The following is a 14,458-nucleotide window of genomic DNA, read 5'->3' as shown; positions in this document are numbered from 1 at the left end:
GTAAATCAGTTATTTGTGCGGGGTATAATCACGGACGGTGATTGATCTGACCCACCGACCAGCGGTCTGCGTGATGGGTGATATCAGTGACCGAGAGGTTATCGATCCGATGGCTCAGCGCTTCTTGCGCATCAACGCCGAGCGCACGCTGGACCTGTGTCAGGATCACACCGAAATGTGCCACGATGACCAGATCGCAGCCTGTATGCTCAGCAATCAACTCGTCAATTACGGTATCGACACGGGTCCGGACATCGTTCCAGCTTTCGCCGTTGGGCGGGCGCACGTCACCGGGATTGTCCCAATAGGCGAACGCCAATTCGGGGTCTTCGGCCTCAATCTCTTGGTGAGCTCGAAGTTCCCATGTGCCGAAGTGAATTTCGCGCAGGTTCGGATGATGGGGCAGGCGTTGACGCGTACCCTGAATAGCCGAGGCAGTATCGACCGCGCGGGATAAATCAGATGAAATAACCAATGCCTCTGTTGGCAGGTGTTCGTGCAGCCGCGCAATCGCGGCGTGATCGCTGAGGTCCGCAGGCAGATCGGACCAGCCGACCATGGTTTTGGCATGAGTCGGCCCGTGGCGGACAAGGTGCAGGCGGGTCACGGCAACTGCCCTTTCAACACTACCGGCAGCCCGGCGGTGACCTGTACAACCAGATCGGCCTGCGCTGCCAGCGCGATGTTCAAGCGCCCCTGCGCCTCGCGGAACCGACGGGACAGGACATTGTCAGGAACGATCCCATGGCCGACCTCGTTCGAGACAATGATAACCGGCGCGCGGCAGGATTGCAGCGCGTTCAACAAGGCGGTCTGAGCCTGTTCCAAATCGTCTTCGGCCAGCAGATGGTTGGTCAGCCACATGGTTGCGCAGTCGATCAGGCAGATATCATCCGGTGTCAAACCACCCAATGCAGGGTGAAGATCAAAGGGGGCTTCGATCGTAGTCCAGCCTTCTCCGCGTTGGGATAAATGCCGATCAACCTTGTTGCGCATCTCATCATCAAACACTTGTGATGTGGCGATATATGTTCGATTTTTTCCTGATGAAACAACAAGTTGTTCAGCAAATGCTGACTTCCCCGAGGCCGCGCCGCCCAGCACAAAGGTTAAATCCGGCCACACGATAATTACCTTTCTGGTGATCCACCCGGTTTTGTTCTGCGTATCGACCTCAGGACGGCATGGCAAGACCGGGCCGCGCCTGTGAAAAGGGGAGATTTCCATGGCACTGGACAATGCGAGTGATTTTTCGATGTCCCGGCAAGCTATGAAAGCCGAATTGCTGGACGCGGAAACCGAATTGAAACTGGCATATGCCTGGCGCGACGACCGTGACGAACAGGCTCTGCACCGGCTGATCACGGCTTATATGCGGCTGGCGATTTCGATGGCGGCCAAATTCAAACGCTATGGCGCGTCTATGAACGACCTGATCCAGGAGGCTGGGCTAGGCCTGATGAAAGCGGCGGATAAGTTCGATCCCGACCGTGGGGTGCGCTTTTCCACCTATGCGGTCTGGTGGATCAAGGCCAGCATTCAGGACTACGTCATGCGCAACTGGTCGATGGTACGAACCGGGTCGACGTCTTCGCAAAAATCGCTGTTTTTCAACATGCGCCGAGTTCAAGCACGGCTGGAACGTGAAGCTGCGACAGACGGAATGGATTTGGATCGCCACCAACTTCACCAAATGATTGCCGCTGAAATTGGTGTGCCCCTGCGCGACGTGGAAATGATGGAGGGTCGCCTCTCGGGGTCTGATTTCTCTCTGAACGCGATCCAGTCGGCGGACGAAGACGGGCGCGAGTGGATTGATGCGCTGGAAGACGAGCGGGAACAGGCCGCTGAAATGGTCGAAAACAGTCATGACACTGAGCAGCTGCGCGAATGGCTGGTTACGGCTATGCGGGCGTTGAACGACCGCGAGCGCTTTATCGTGCGCGAACGAAAGCTTCGCGAACCGGCGCGGACGCTTGAAAGCCTGGGGCAGGAACTTGGCCTGTCCAAGGAGCGCGTGCGCCAGCTTGAGGCAGCGGCCTTTGTGAAAATGCGTAAGAACCTTGAAGCCCAATCGCGAGAGGTGCAACACTTCATCGCATGAGACAGATTGCGATTCTGCTGTGTGCACTTGCGGTTACGGTCAGGCCCGGTTGGGCGGATGACCTGATATCTGGTGACATAACCGATGCGATGACCTCTGCGGATGTCGTCATTTTGGGGGAAGTCCATGACAACCCTCAGCACCATGTCATTCAGGCTGAGGCATTGGAATCCATCAAACCCTCGGCTGTCGTGTGGGAAATGGTGACCGAGGAAGGCGCGCAGCGCCTTGCCGACAAGGCTGTATCCGATCCCGAAGAATTGGCGCGCATTCTGGAATGGCTTGAATCAGGCTGGCCGCCACTCAGCATGTACTACCCAGTTTTTGAGGCTTCGGATGCGCCGGTTTACGGAGCCATGGTTCCGCGTAAAGCTGCCCGCGCCGCGATGGAGCGCGGGGCGGCGACGGTTATGGGCGCGGATGCCGCACGCTTCGGGTTGACCGTGCCATTGCCCACCGACGAGCAAGCCGCACGCGAAGCCGATCAACTGGCCGCGCATTGCAATGCGATCCCCGAAAGCGCCCTGCCTCAGCTGGTGGCCATTCAACGCCTGCGCGATGCGGTTCTGGCGCGGGCCATTCTGCGGGCCCAGAAGGAAACGGGCGGGCCGGTTGCCGTCATCACCGGTAATGGCCATGCGCGCAAGGACCGAGGGATTCCAACCTTTCTGTCGAGGCTGAGCCCGGGGCTGAAAGTATTCGCACTGGGGCAATCCGAAGATGGCATTGTCGAAGGAGAGTTCGATGCCGTGGTCGATAGTCCTTCGATCGAGCGCGAAGACCCATGCTTGGCTTTTGAAACGCAGAATTAACTGCTGGAACTGTCCGGCCCGCTTGCCTAATGTCGGGACCGACCGGGACGGGAAGGGCACATCATGCTGGCATCGAAACGCATTCTGCTGATCATTGGCGGTGGAATTGCGGCCTATAAATCACTGGATCTGATCCGGCGCCTGAAGGAACGCGGCGCGACCGTGACACCGGTTCTGACCCGCGCGGCCGAGGAATTCGTGACCCCGCTGTCGGTGTCGGCCCTGGCTGGCGAGAAAGTATATCGTGATATGTTCGATCTGACAGACGAGGCCGAGATGGGTCATATCCAGCTATCACGGTCTGCTGATCTGGTTGTCGTGGCGCCTGCCACTGCCGACATGATTGGCAAAATGGCCGGCGGGCTGGCCAACGATCTGGCCTCGACTCTGCTGATGGCGACGGATACGCCGGTTCTGTGCGCGCCCGCGATGAATGTTCGTATGTGGGATCATCCGGCAACACAGCGCAACCTGAAACAATTGCAAGCCGATGGTATCCACTTTGTCGGCCCCAACGAAGGCGATATGGCCTGTGGCGAATTCGGTCCGGGCCGCATGTCCGAACCGCTTGAGATTGTCGCAGCCATCGAGGCGGACCTGAGCGACGGTCCGCTCAAAGGCAAGCGAATTCTTGTAACCTCCGGGCCGACCCACGAACCGATTGATCCCGTGCGGTACATCGCCAACCGCTCGTCCGGGGCGCAGGGGGCCGCAGTGGCACGAGCGCTGGCGGCGCTGGGGGCCGAGGTGGTGTTCGTGACAGGACCGGCAGAAGTGTCGCCGCCGGGCGGGGTGAATGTTGTGCCCGTCGAAACCGCCCAACAAATGTCCGATGCTGTGGATGCGGCATTGCCTGTTGATGCAGGTGTCTTTGCCGCGGCAGTGGCCGATTGGCGGGTGACCAGTGCGTCAAACAAGAAGCTGAAGAAAAGCCGTGACGGGATGCCGGCGCTGGAATTTGCCGAAAATCCCGACATCCTGAAACGCGTCTCGCAAATGGAAACCGGACGCCCGGCTTTGGTTGTCGGCTTTGCCGCCGAGACGGATAACGTGATCGAACACGCCACTGCCAAAAGGGGGCGAAAGGGCTGCGATTGGATCGTGGCCAATGACGTCAGCCCGGCGACTGGCATCATGGGCGGATCCGAGAATGCAGTGATCCTGATCACGGAGGCGGGGGCCGAGGAATGGCCGCGCATGGGTAAGGATGCGGTGGCCGATCGTCTGGCCTCAAAGATTGCCGCCGCGCTGACCAGCTGAACAAGAGGAACAATGATGGTTGCAATTCGTGTGATCCGTGAGGATGGTTTCGACCCGTCGATTCCGATGCCATCCTACGAAACAGCCGGGGCTGCCGGTGCGGATGTACGTGCGAACCTGCCGGGTGGCGAACCGATCACGCTCGAACCCGGTCAGCGCGCTTTGGTGCCCACCGGATTGCGTATCGAAATTCCGCATGGGTTCGAGGTACAGGTGCGGCCCCGCTCGGGCCTGGCCCTGAAACACGGGATCACCCTGCCGAATACGCCGGGCACAATTGACAGTGATTATCGCGGTCCGCTGGGCGTGATTGTGTTGAACGCCGGGCAAGAACCGTTCGAGGTCACCCATGGTGAACGCATCGCCCAGTTGGTTGTTGCCCCGGTTGTGCAGGCCAAGTTCGAACAGGTAGATGCGCTTAGCGATACGGCGCGTGGCGCCGGTGGGTTCGGCTCGACCGGGCGCGGCTGATGCTGCTGATTCTGATCCTTGCCGCGGGCCTGTGGGGCATCGGTTATCTAGCCGGGGTTTCCAGATCGGCACGCATGACCTCGGTTGCGGTGCTGCTGTTGGGCGTTATCATTGCGCAACTCCTCCTACCCGATGGGCATCCCTTGCGTGAGGCGACCGGCGGCTCTGCTGCGGTGTGGCTGATATTGGCTGGCTCAGTAGTGGTGGTTTTGGTTTATGGGCGCATGCTCAAGGCGTTGCGAAATCGCGCCGCACCAGCCACCCCCGAGGAGCCCGCGATGCCGTCCGACCAGTTTTCCGAGACAGAACTTGACCGCTACGCCCGACACATCGTCCTGCGTGAGCTGGGCGGACCGGGACAGAAAAAGATGAAGCGGGCGCGGGTTCTGGTCGTTGGGGCAGGCGGGCTGGGTGCCCCGGCGTTACAGTATCTGGCCGCTGCAGGTGTCGGCACCATTGGTGTGATCGATGACGATGACGTGGAGAATGCCAACCTGCAACGTCAAGTGATCCACCGCGACGCCGATATCGGAATGCCCAAGGTCTTTTCGGCGCAACAGGCCATGCAGGCGCAGAACCCCAACGTCACCGTTTTGCCTTACCACCGACGCCTGACCGACGAGATCGCCACTGACCTGTTTGCCGATTTTGATTTGATCCTCGATGGTACAGACAATTTCGACACCCGCTATCTGGCCAACAGGACGGCGGTCGCGCTGGGCAAACCGCTGATCTCGGGGGCATTGTCACAGTGGGAAGGCCAGCTGAGCGTTTTCGACCCAGTCAATGAAGCGCCGTGTTACCAGTGTATCTTCCCCGAGGCCCCCGCCCCCGGATTGGCCCCGTCCTGCGCCGAGGCGGGAGTTATCGGCCCTCTGCCCGGTGTGGTTGGTTCGATGATGGCGGTTGAGGCGATCAAGGTGATCACCGGGGCTGGACAAGCCCTGCGCGGCGAGATGCTGATCTACGACGCGCTATATGGCGAAAGCCGCAAGATTGCGCTGTCCAGGCGTTCGGATTGCCCCGTTTGCGGAAACCAGCAGTAAAACCGCCAATGGCACTGGATCATTTCGACCGCCATTCCTAGTTCAGTGGTCAAAGGAGACCGTAATGACAAATCCGATCCTGTCCCCCTGGACCACGCCTTTCGAAATCGCCCCTTTTGCTAATATATCGGACGACGATTTCTCACCTGCATTGGAACAGGCGATGCAGGCCCATAACGCCGAGATTGACGCGATTGCTTCCAATCCAGACGCACCCACCTTTGCCAATACGATCGAGGCTTTGGAGGCTGCCGGAGAGCAGTTGGACAAGGTGTTGTCAGTCTTCTTTACTGTCGCCGGAGCAGACAGCAACCCGGCGCGCGAGGAATTGCAACGTGACTTCTCGCCCAAACTGTCGACGCATTTTTCGGGCATTTCGTCGAACAAAGCGCTGTTTCGCAGGGTTGCCGATCTTTGGACCCGCAAGGACGAACTTAACCTGACCGAGGAACAGGCTCGCGTGCTGATGCTGTCCCATCGCGGCTTTGTTCGTGCAGGTGCTGCGCTTGAAGGCGGCGATGACACGCGTATGCAGGCGATCAAGGCTCGGCTGGCCTCGTTGGGTACATCGTTCACCCAGAACCTGCTGGCGGATGAACGCGATTGGTTCATGGACCTGTCCGAGAACGATCTGGAGGGGCTGCCAGAATTCGTGGTGGCGTCCGCACGGGCAGCGGGTGCGGAAAAGGGGGCGGACGGGCCTGTCGTAACTCTGTCGCGCTCGCTTATTGTGCCATTCCTTCAATTCTCGCCACGTCGGGACCTGCGGGAAACGGCGTACCGCGCCTGGACAGCGCGCGGTGCTAACGGGGGCGAGACGGATAATCGCGAAATTGCCGCTGAAATCCTAAAATTGCGCGAGGAACGTGCACGCCTGTTGGGATACGACAGCTTTGCCGATTATAAACTGGAAACCGAAATGGCCCGCACCCCTGACAAGGTACGCGATCTGCTGATGCAGGTCTGGGAACCGGCTAAAACACGGGCGGATGCGGATGCTGAAATTCTGACGCAAATGATGCAAGAGGACGGAGTCAACGGGCCTCTGGAAGCGTGGGACTGGCGCTATTATGCAGAAAAACGCCGCAAGGCCGAACACGATCTGGATGAGGCCGCGCTGAAGCCCTACCTGCAACTGGATCGTATGATCGAGGCGTCATTTGCCTGTGCAAACCGGCTGTTCGGGTTGGAGTTCGCTCCGTTGGATGTACCGCTCTATCATCCTGACTGCAGGGCGTGGGAGGTGACGCGAAACGGGCAACACATTGCAGTGTTCATCGGCGACTACTTCGCACGCGGTTCCAAGCGGTCGGGCGCATGGTGCAGCGCAATGCGGTCGCAGGCCAAGTTTCCCAAGGTGCAGGCCCCGGTCGTGATCAATGTCTGCAATTTTGCCAAGGGCGATCCGGCACTTTTGTCTTATGACGACGCGCGGACCCTGTTTCATGAATTCGGCCATGCCCTACATCAGATGCTGTCCAACGTGACGTATGAGAGTATCTCGGGCACCAGCGTGGCGCGTGATTTCGTGGAATTGCCCAGCCAACTGTACGAGCACTGGCTGGAAGTGCCCGAAGTTCTGGCCGAGTTTGCAACGCATGCCGATACCGATGAGCCAATGCCGCAGAACATGCTTGAGAAGGTTCTAAAAGCGGCAAATTTCGACCAAGGGTTCCAGACGGTCGAATACGTTGCCTCGGCTTTGGTTGATTTGGCGTTTCACGATGGTGCAGCTCCGTCCGATCCGATGGTCAAACAGGCTGAGGTCTTGGCGGAAATCGGAATGCCGCAGGCCATCGGCATGCGTCATGCAACCCCACATTTCGCCCATGTGTTTGCGGGCGACGGCTATAGCTCAGCCTACTACAGCTACATGTGGTCCGAGGTCATGGATGCTGATGCCTTCGCCGCCTTCGAAGAAGCGGGGGGTGCATTTGATCCGGAGCGTGCCAAAGCGCTGGAGGACAACATCCTGTCCACCGGCGGCTCGCGTGAGGCCGAGGAGCTTTACCTGGCATTCCGGGGTCGGTTGCCGGGGGTTGAGGCATTGCTGAAAGGGCGCGGGCTGATCGCTGCCTGAGCGGTCAGTAGCCCAAACCCCGATCGACGAGGTGCAGGAAGGGTTCGCCCGCCTCACCTCGGCGGATGTTGTCGCAAACCACCTGTGCTGCTGTTTCGGGGCGGGTTTCTGAGGCGATATGCGGGGTTACCGTCACATTCGGGTGCGCCCAATATGGGTGCTCGGGCGGCAATGGCTCTACCCGGAACACATCCAGTGTAGCGTGGCCGACCTGACCAGAATTCAACGCGGTCAGCAGGGCATCGTCGTCAATCAGAGGCCCGCGCCCAGGATTGATGATGCAGGCACCTTTGGTCAGCAGCGCCAGCGTTTCGGTGTTCAGAGTGTTTTCCGTCGCCGGTGTATTTGGCAGCAGAAGAACCAGAATATCTGCCTGCGACAACGCCTGGCGCAGCCCGTCTTCACCATGCAGGCAGGTCACATCTGGAATGTCTTTGGCCGTGCGGCTCCAGCCGGTGACCGCAAAACCCAAGGATGCCAAAGCACGGGCGCAAGCTTCGCCCAATGCACCCAGTCCCAGCACGCAAACCCGACGCTCGGGCGCAAGCGGCGGGGCGTCAGGGGTCCAGATACCGTCCTGAACGGTGATGTGGCGGTCTATCCCAAGATGATAGCGCAGCACGTGGCCTACCACCCATTCGATCATACCCTGCGTCAACCCGTGATCGACCATCCGCGCCAGTGGTGCGGTCAGGGTTTCATTGCCTGCAATCTTCTCAACTCCTGCCCACAGGCTGAGTACCGCCTTCAACTGTGTATAAGGCGTGAAGTCCAGTAGCCCACCATCCGGGGCATAAACGACGTAATCCACCTGATCCGGTTGGAGATCATTGGTCAGATGAAAATCTACCGCGGCGTCTGTCAGGCCCTTGGTCAACAAGGGTTCGTACACGGGCCACAGAGCAGGGCGCGCGGAAAACAAGACGTTCACGGGCATGGGCAGCCTTTCAGTTTATCTTGGGCGATGAATATGGGCGCTTTGAACAATACCGAAAGCGGCCAAAAGAACCAGCATGGCCGAGCCACCATAGCTGACCATTGGCAGCGGTACGCCCACAACCGGAGCCAGTCCCATGACCATCGACATGTTGACCGCGAAGAACAGGAAGAAGTTCAGCGCAATGCCCAGCGTGACCAACGAGGAAAACCGGTCTTTGGTCGACAGAGCGGTGACCAGACAGAAGATCAGGATCAGGCCATAAAGGGTGAGCAGGGTGATGCCGCCGACAAAGCCGAATTCCTCGGCCAGCGTGGTGAAGATAAAGTCGGTGTGTTTCTCGGGCAGGAAGTTCAGCCGCGACTGAGTGCCCTGCATGAACCCGCGTCCGTTCCATCCACCCGATCCCAGCGCGATCTTGGATTGGGTGATGTGGTAGCCCGCCCCCAGCGGGTCGGTAGAGGGGTCAAGAAAGGTGTCGATCCGTCGAAACTGGTAGTCCTTCAGCAACTGCCAATCCGTCCCACGGCTATTGAACACGGTTGCGACTAGCCCGACACCTGCCGCAATGACGGCCGCGAAATAGGCCCAATGGACACCGGCCAGAAACATCAGACCGCCACCCGCTGCCAACAGCAGGATCGAGGTGCCAAGGTCAGGTTGTTTCAAGACCATGAAGGTTGGGATCAGGATCAGCAGGACCGGAATTATGACCCAGAGCGGCCGGGACGTCTTGTGCGAGGGCAACCAGTCGTAATAGGCCGCCAGCAGCATCACCAACGTCACTTTCATCAGCTCCGAAGGCTGCAATCGCATAAAGCCTAAGTCAATCCAGCGCTGTGCTCCCATGCCGACAGTGCCGAAAAGCTCGACGAAAATCAGCAATCCGATTGAGCCGAGATAGGCAACGACTGACATATTGCGCCAGAACCAGATCGGCACCAGTGCAACGATAAACATGACCGTCATGCCCAACCCGAACCGTTCAAGTTGTGGTTCGGCCCATGGGGTCCATGACCCGCCGGCCACCGAATACAGCATCAGGAACCCGGTGCAGGCCACGCTGATCAGCAGGAGAGTCAGGGGCCAGTTCATAAACAGGAATTTGCGGAAACCCGATGGCGTGGATTTGACGGCGTATTCAAGATAGCTCATGCGCGGTCCTTTTCATCAGGACGCGCTTTGGGCCGTCGGTCACCTTCGAGCTTTATTTGTTGTTCCTTGATGCGTTCGCGATCACCAGTCGGATAGGCCTCAAGCGGCGGGGTGCCGTTGTATAGCGCTTGCAGCATGATGTCCCGTGCAACCGGAGCCGCCGCCTTGGACCCGCCACCGCCATGCTCGACCACCACAGCGACTGCGTATTTCGGGTTGTCATACGGGGCAAAGCTGACAAACAGCGCGTGGTCGCGACGTTCCCATGGCAGATCTTCGTTGCGGATCACACCGGCAGCGCGTTCGGCCTTGGTGATGTTGCGCACCTGACTGGTGCCGGTTTTGCCTGCCATGCGGAATTCATCGGCAATGATGCGGCTGCGATAGGCCGTGCCGCGCCGATCATTCGACACCGAGAACATGGCCTTGCGCACCTGTTCCAGATTGTTCGGATTAACCGGCAGCGGCTCACCCGCGCCCGAGGGCTGCTCGACCCCGTTCACCGATCGGACCAGACGCGGGGTCACCGATCGCCCGGTGGCAATCCGCGCGGTCATGATGGCCAGCTGCAAGGGTGAGGCCAGCATAAAACCCTGTCCGATTGAGGCATTTGCGGTGTCGCCTACCAGCCAGTCCTCGCCGTGAACGCGCTGCTTCCATTCCTGATTTGGTGCAAGTCCCGCCGCCACGGCTGACATCGGGATGTCGTGTTTCACGCCCAGCCCAAAGAGGCGCGCCATGTCGGAAATTCTGTCGATCCCCGTGCGCAGGGCCACGTCGTAATAGTAGACGTCGCAGCTGCGCTTCAGCGAAAGGTTCAGGTCCACGGTGCCGTGCCCGCCGCGCTTCCAGCAGTGGAACCTGCGACTACCGACCTTGAGGTGGCCGGGGCAGTAAACGGTGTTACCAGGTCCGACCACACCAGCCTCTAGCGCGGCCATCGCTGTTATCATCTTGAAAGTCGAGCCTGGCGGATAGGTGCCCTGAACGGTTTTGTTCGCCAGTGGCCGGTAATTGTCCTGCGTCAGTGCCCGATAGTCGGCAACCGATATGCCCCGCACAAACAGGTTTGGGTCGAAGCTGGGGGCGGAGCTGATGGCCCGGATATCTCCGGTCTCACAGTCAATCACCACCGCTGCGGCACTTTCCCCGGCCAGCCGGGCCTGAGCATATTGCTGAAGATCTGCATCGACTGAGAGCTGCAGGTCGGAACCGGCCTCTCCTTCCTGCCGGTCTAACTCGCGCATCACTCGACCGGTGGCGTTGACCTCGACCCGTTTTGCACCGGCCTTGCCGCGCAGGCTGATTTCCTGCTTGGCTTCCAGCCCAACCTTGCCGATCTGAAAGCGGGGGATGCGCAGGACCGGTTCCGGGTCTTCGATCTGGCTGAGGTCATAGTCGCTGACCGGGCCGACATAGCCGACCACATGGGCGAAATCTTCATAGCGGGGATATTGCCGGGTCTGACCCACCTCGGGGATCACGCCCGGCAGGGCCGGTGCGTTGACGGCCACCTTCGAAATATCTTCCCACGTGACCTGATCGGCCAGTGTCACCGGCAGAAACGGAGCCGAGCGGCGCATTTCCGTCTTTGCGCGTTCGATCTCATCTTCGGTCAACGGGATCAGTTCCGACAGTTTGGCGATGACCTTGTCAACATCACCTGCGTCTTCGCGCACCATGACGATCCGGTAAGAGGGTGAGTTTTGGCCGATGACCTGCCCATGGCGATCATAGATGCGGCCACGGGTGGGCGGAATCAGGCGGATGTTGATCCGGTTTTCCTCGGCCAGAAGGCGGTATTCGTCGGCCTGATCCACCTGCATGAACCGCATCCGTGCAGCAAGCCCGCCGATGAAGGCGGCCTGCAGCCCACCCAGAATCAGCGCCCGGCGGGGAAGGCGTTTGTAGGCAAGGCCTTGGGCTTTGGGTTTGCGTTGCTTCATCATCGCGCACCCAATGCGTTGGTTTCGGCGACGGATTTGCGTCGCACGCCAAACCCATTCTGGCTGAGCAGAACGATCAGAGGATAAACCGCAATTGTCAGAACCACTTGTATCACCACCGGGCCCAGGGCTGCCTGTTGCACGGAGAGAATAGCAAGAATGACGCGGTTCAACACAAAAACTGCCGTGATCACCACTGCGACCGTCGACCATTCACCGAAAAAGCCCGTATCGCGCATACCCGGTGCGGCAGTCCTGAGGTACTCTGAGCCCAATACCACCAAAGCCGCCAGCAAACCGGGCGGACGTTGCAACAACAGATCAGCCATCAGCATGACAATGGCCACAAGCAATGTCGGGACATAGTCGGATCGGCGCAGCACCCATGCAAATGTCAGAACGATCAGCAGATCGGGGAAAGGCCAGCGATCCGGTTTTGTGTCCAGCGGCAGCAGGTGCAGAAACAGGACCAAAGCCGCCAGAAACAGGTAAAGGGCCCGCTTGGACCAAAGCTGTGAGGTTTGGCTATCCATCGCCAACCTCCATCGGGTTCAGGACGGTTTCGGGCTGTCTTGGTCCCACAATGCCGCCGGGGTCCTGAATGGGTGGGGCTGACTGATAGCGCAGAACCCTAAGGAATTCGAGCCGTTCAAAATCCGCCGATAAGCGTACCCTCAGGCGGCCGCCCGGATCGGCGGTGATCTGGCCGATCAGCAGACCGGCGGGGAAGACGCCCCCGTCACCCGATGTCACAACGCGGTCACCGGGACGTACCAGTTCGCGGTTCTCAAGAAACTCTACCACTGGCGCCGGAGTGTTGTCGCCGGTGATCAGGGCTGTTTGACCCGATGGTTGAATGGTCGCTGGTATGGCACTGGATGCGTCGGTCATTAGAATCACGCGCGCCGTATCAGGTCCTACGCCCGAGATGCGTCCGACGACACCGATCCCATCCATGGTAGCCCAGCCATCGGTGATACCGTCCCGTTCGCCCACGTTCAGCAGGACCGACTGACGGAAGGGGGACCCACTGTCAGCCATCACGACCCCGGTAATATAGGTCAGGCGTGGATCCAGGCGCACGTTGTTCAGGTCCAGCAACCGGGCATTTTCCTGCTCCAGCTGCAAGGCGGCCTCTTTCCAGGCCCGCATCAGGCGCAGTTCGCTGCGCAATTCCTGATTCTGTTCGCTCAGGCGTTGGTAGCTTTGAAAATCGCGCACCAGATTTACGACGGCCGTGACCGGAACCATGGCCCATTCCATCGAGGGGACGACCCTGTCCACCACCTGTGCGCGGAACCGTTCGACGCGCGGGCTGTCGATGCGCCAAACCAGAAAGATCGCCAGCAGGCACAGAACCACGATCCCCAACAGCAAGCGGCGCAGGGGGGTGGTGTATTCATCGCGCTGTGATCGGTCCTTTGCCACAGGTTACCTTCCCGTGCTGCTCGTGCCCGAGTGTTGCCCCCTAAAGGGTGCGCGCCTTAGCTTTCGTAGTCAATCGCGTGGCGCAGTTGTTTTTCGTATTCCAGCGCCTTGCCGGTGCCCAAGGCCACGCAATTCAAGCTTTCATCGGCGATCGATACGGCCAGACCGGTCTGTTCGCGCAGCGCCAGATCCAGATCGCCCAGCAACGCACCGCCGCCGGTCAGCATCACGCCCCGGTCCACAATGTCGGCGGCCAGATCGGGTGGGGTGGTTTCCAGCGCGGTCATCACCGCTTCGCAAATCTGCTGCACGGGCTCCGAAAGCGCCTCGGCCACTTGCGCCTGGCTGATTTCAATTTCCTTCGGCACGCCGTTCAGCAGGTCACGGCCACGGATATGCATCGACTGGCCGCGCCCGTCGTCAGGCATGCGGGCGGTGCCGATGGTGGTCTTGATGCGTTCGGCGGTGGATTCACCGACCAGCAGGTTCTGCTGACGACGCAGATAGGAGATGATGGCTTCGTCCATGCGGTCGCCGCCGACACGGACCGAGCGCGCATAGACGATGTCGCCCAGCGACAGAACCGCAACTTCGGTTGTGCCGCCACCGATATCGACAACCATGTTGCCGGTCGGATCGGTTATTGGCATGCCTGCGCCAATCGCGGCGGCAATCGGCTCGGCAATCAGACCAGCGCGGCGGGCGCCTGCGGACAGAACCGACTGACGGATCGCTCGTTTTTCTACGGGTGTCGCGCCGTGGGGGACGCAAACGATGATCTTGGGTTTCGAGAAGGTCGAGCGTTTATGTACTTTACGGATGAAGTGCTTGATCATTTCTTCGGCGGTGTCGAAATCGGCAATGACGCCTTCGCGCATCGGGCGGATCGCCTCGATCGAGCCGGGGGTTCGGCCCAGCATCAGCTTGGCGTCCTCGCCAACGGCCAGCACTTTTTTGACGCCGTCCTTGACGTGGTAGGCCACCACCGAAGGTTCCGACAGGATCACGCCGCGCCCTTTGACATAAACCAGCGTGTTCGCTGTCCCAAGGTCGATGGCCATGTCCGCTGTGAACAGGCCGCCCAGATTGCCAAAGATTCCCATGTTTTCAATGATCCCGTTCGTCAGAATTTCCACTGCCCGCGACTCGACGGTTCCGGGACGCATGTCTTATAGGGTGCCATCTCGCCCGGTAAAAGGGCTGATTCCGCGACAATCAG

General features: G+C 59.6%; 14 protein-coding genes. 6 read left to right on the top strand and 8 right to left on the bottom strand.

Translation table 11 applies throughout. The annotated features are described in order from the left end of the window. Positions 1 to 28: 28 nt before the first annotated feature. The gene (locus ACR0IY_RS16695; protein WP_480675237.1) at positions 29 to 607 is read right to left on the bottom strand and encodes a histidine phosphatase family protein; all 579 of its coding nucleotides are present in this window, start codon (positions 605 to 607) and stop codon (positions 29 to 31) included. Continuing rightward, positions 604 to 1,125 (bottom strand): bifunctional adenosylcobinamide kinase/adenosylcobinamide-phosphate guanylyltransferase, encoded by a 522-nt coding sequence (cobU, locus tag ACR0IY_RS16690; protein ID WP_480675235.1) that lies wholly within the window; start codon positions 1,123 to 1,125, stop codon positions 604 to 606. The genes ACR0IY_RS16695 and cobU overlap by 4 nt, the downstream gene beginning before the upstream one ends. A gap of 100 nt (positions 1,126 to 1,225) precedes the next feature. Here cobU and ACR0IY_RS16685 point away from each other — a divergent pair, with 100 nt between their 5' ends. From ACR0IY_RS16685 to ACR0IY_RS16660, 6 genes are all read left to right on the top strand, one after another. Next, positions 1,226 to 2,104, top strand: a complete 879-nt coding sequence (locus ACR0IY_RS16685) for an RNA polymerase factor sigma-32 (protein ID WP_480675233.1) — start codon at positions 1,226 to 1,228, stop codon at positions 2,102 to 2,104. Then, a complete protein-coding gene (locus ACR0IY_RS16680) occupies positions 2,101 to 2,916 on the top strand; it encodes a ChaN family lipoprotein (RefSeq protein ID WP_480675232.1) in 816 nt (271 codons plus the stop codon). Before ACR0IY_RS16685 ends, ACR0IY_RS16680 begins: the two co-directional genes overlap by 4 nt. 63 nt (positions 2,917 to 2,979) lie before the next feature. Continuing rightward, positions 2,980 to 4,176, top strand: coding sequence for a bifunctional phosphopantothenoylcysteine decarboxylase/phosphopantothenate--cysteine ligase CoaBC (gene coaBC, locus ACR0IY_RS16675; RefSeq protein WP_480675230.1), 1,197 nt, complete (start codon positions 2,980 to 2,982; stop codon positions 4,174 to 4,176). 12 nt (positions 4,177 to 4,188) lie between these two features. Continuing rightward, positions 4,189 to 4,647: a dUTP diphosphatase gene (dut, locus tag ACR0IY_RS16670; RefSeq protein ID WP_480675228.1), complete on the top strand. Its 459-nt coding sequence runs from the start codon at positions 4,189 to 4,191 to the stop codon at positions 4,645 to 4,647. Next, positions 4,647 to 5,693 (top strand): HesA/MoeB/ThiF family protein, encoded by a 1,047-nt coding sequence (locus ACR0IY_RS16665; RefSeq protein ID WP_480675227.1) that lies wholly within the window; start codon positions 4,647 to 4,649, stop codon positions 5,691 to 5,693. The genes dut and ACR0IY_RS16665 overlap by 1 nt, the downstream gene beginning before the upstream one ends. A 64-nt stretch (positions 5,694 to 5,757) precedes the next feature. Further along, positions 5,758 to 7,773, top strand: coding sequence for a M3 family metallopeptidase (locus tag ACR0IY_RS16660; RefSeq protein WP_480675225.1), 2,016 nt, complete (start codon positions 5,758 to 5,760; stop codon positions 7,771 to 7,773). Positions 7,774 to 7,777: 4 nt separating this feature from the next. Here the strand turns inward: ACR0IY_RS16660 and ACR0IY_RS16655 are convergent, their stop codons facing one another. From ACR0IY_RS16655 to ACR0IY_RS16630, 6 genes are read right to left on the bottom strand one after another with little or no spacing between them, the layout of a single operon-like run. Further along, entirely contained in the window at positions 7,778 to 8,710 is a 933-nt protein-coding gene (locus tag ACR0IY_RS16655) for a 2-hydroxyacid dehydrogenase (protein WP_480675223.1), read from the bottom strand. A gap of 15 nt (positions 8,711 to 8,725) precedes the next feature. Beyond that, positions 8,726 to 9,865: a rod shape-determining protein RodA gene (rodA, locus tag ACR0IY_RS16650; protein ID WP_480675221.1), complete on the bottom strand. Its 1,140-nt coding sequence runs from the start codon at positions 9,863 to 9,865 to the stop codon at positions 8,726 to 8,728. Then, positions 9,862 to 11,811 (bottom strand): penicillin-binding protein 2, encoded by a 1,950-nt coding sequence (mrdA, locus tag ACR0IY_RS16645; RefSeq protein WP_480675219.1) that lies wholly within the window; start codon positions 11,809 to 11,811, stop codon positions 9,862 to 9,864. The genes rodA and mrdA overlap by 4 nt, the downstream gene beginning before the upstream one ends. Next, the gene (locus ACR0IY_RS16640; RefSeq protein ID WP_480675217.1) at positions 11,811 to 12,344 is read right to left on the bottom strand and encodes a rod shape-determining protein MreD; all 534 of its coding nucleotides are present in this window, start codon (positions 12,342 to 12,344) and stop codon (positions 11,811 to 11,813) included. The genes mrdA and ACR0IY_RS16640 overlap by 1 nt, the downstream gene beginning before the upstream one ends. Next, on the bottom strand, positions 12,337 to 13,239 hold the full coding sequence (mreC, locus tag ACR0IY_RS16635; RefSeq protein WP_480675215.1) for a rod shape-determining protein MreC: 903 nt from the start codon (positions 13,237 to 13,239) through the stop codon (positions 12,337 to 12,339). The genes ACR0IY_RS16640 and mreC overlap by 8 nt, the downstream gene beginning before the upstream one ends. 56 nt (positions 13,240 to 13,295) lie before the next feature. Continuing rightward, positions 13,296 to 14,342 carry a rod shape-determining protein gene (locus ACR0IY_RS16630; RefSeq protein ID WP_039523195.1) on the bottom strand — a complete coding sequence of 349 codons (1,047 nt, stop codon included), beginning with the start codon at positions 14,340 to 14,342 and terminating at the stop codon, positions 13,296 to 13,298. Positions 14,343 to 14,458 lie beyond the last annotated feature (116 nt).

The sequence above is a fragment of the Ruegeria sp. BC1 genome, assembly GCF_056539305.1.
The sequence above is the reverse complement of the archived record's forward strand: the minus strand, read 5'-3'. Positions and strand labels throughout refer to the sequence as shown.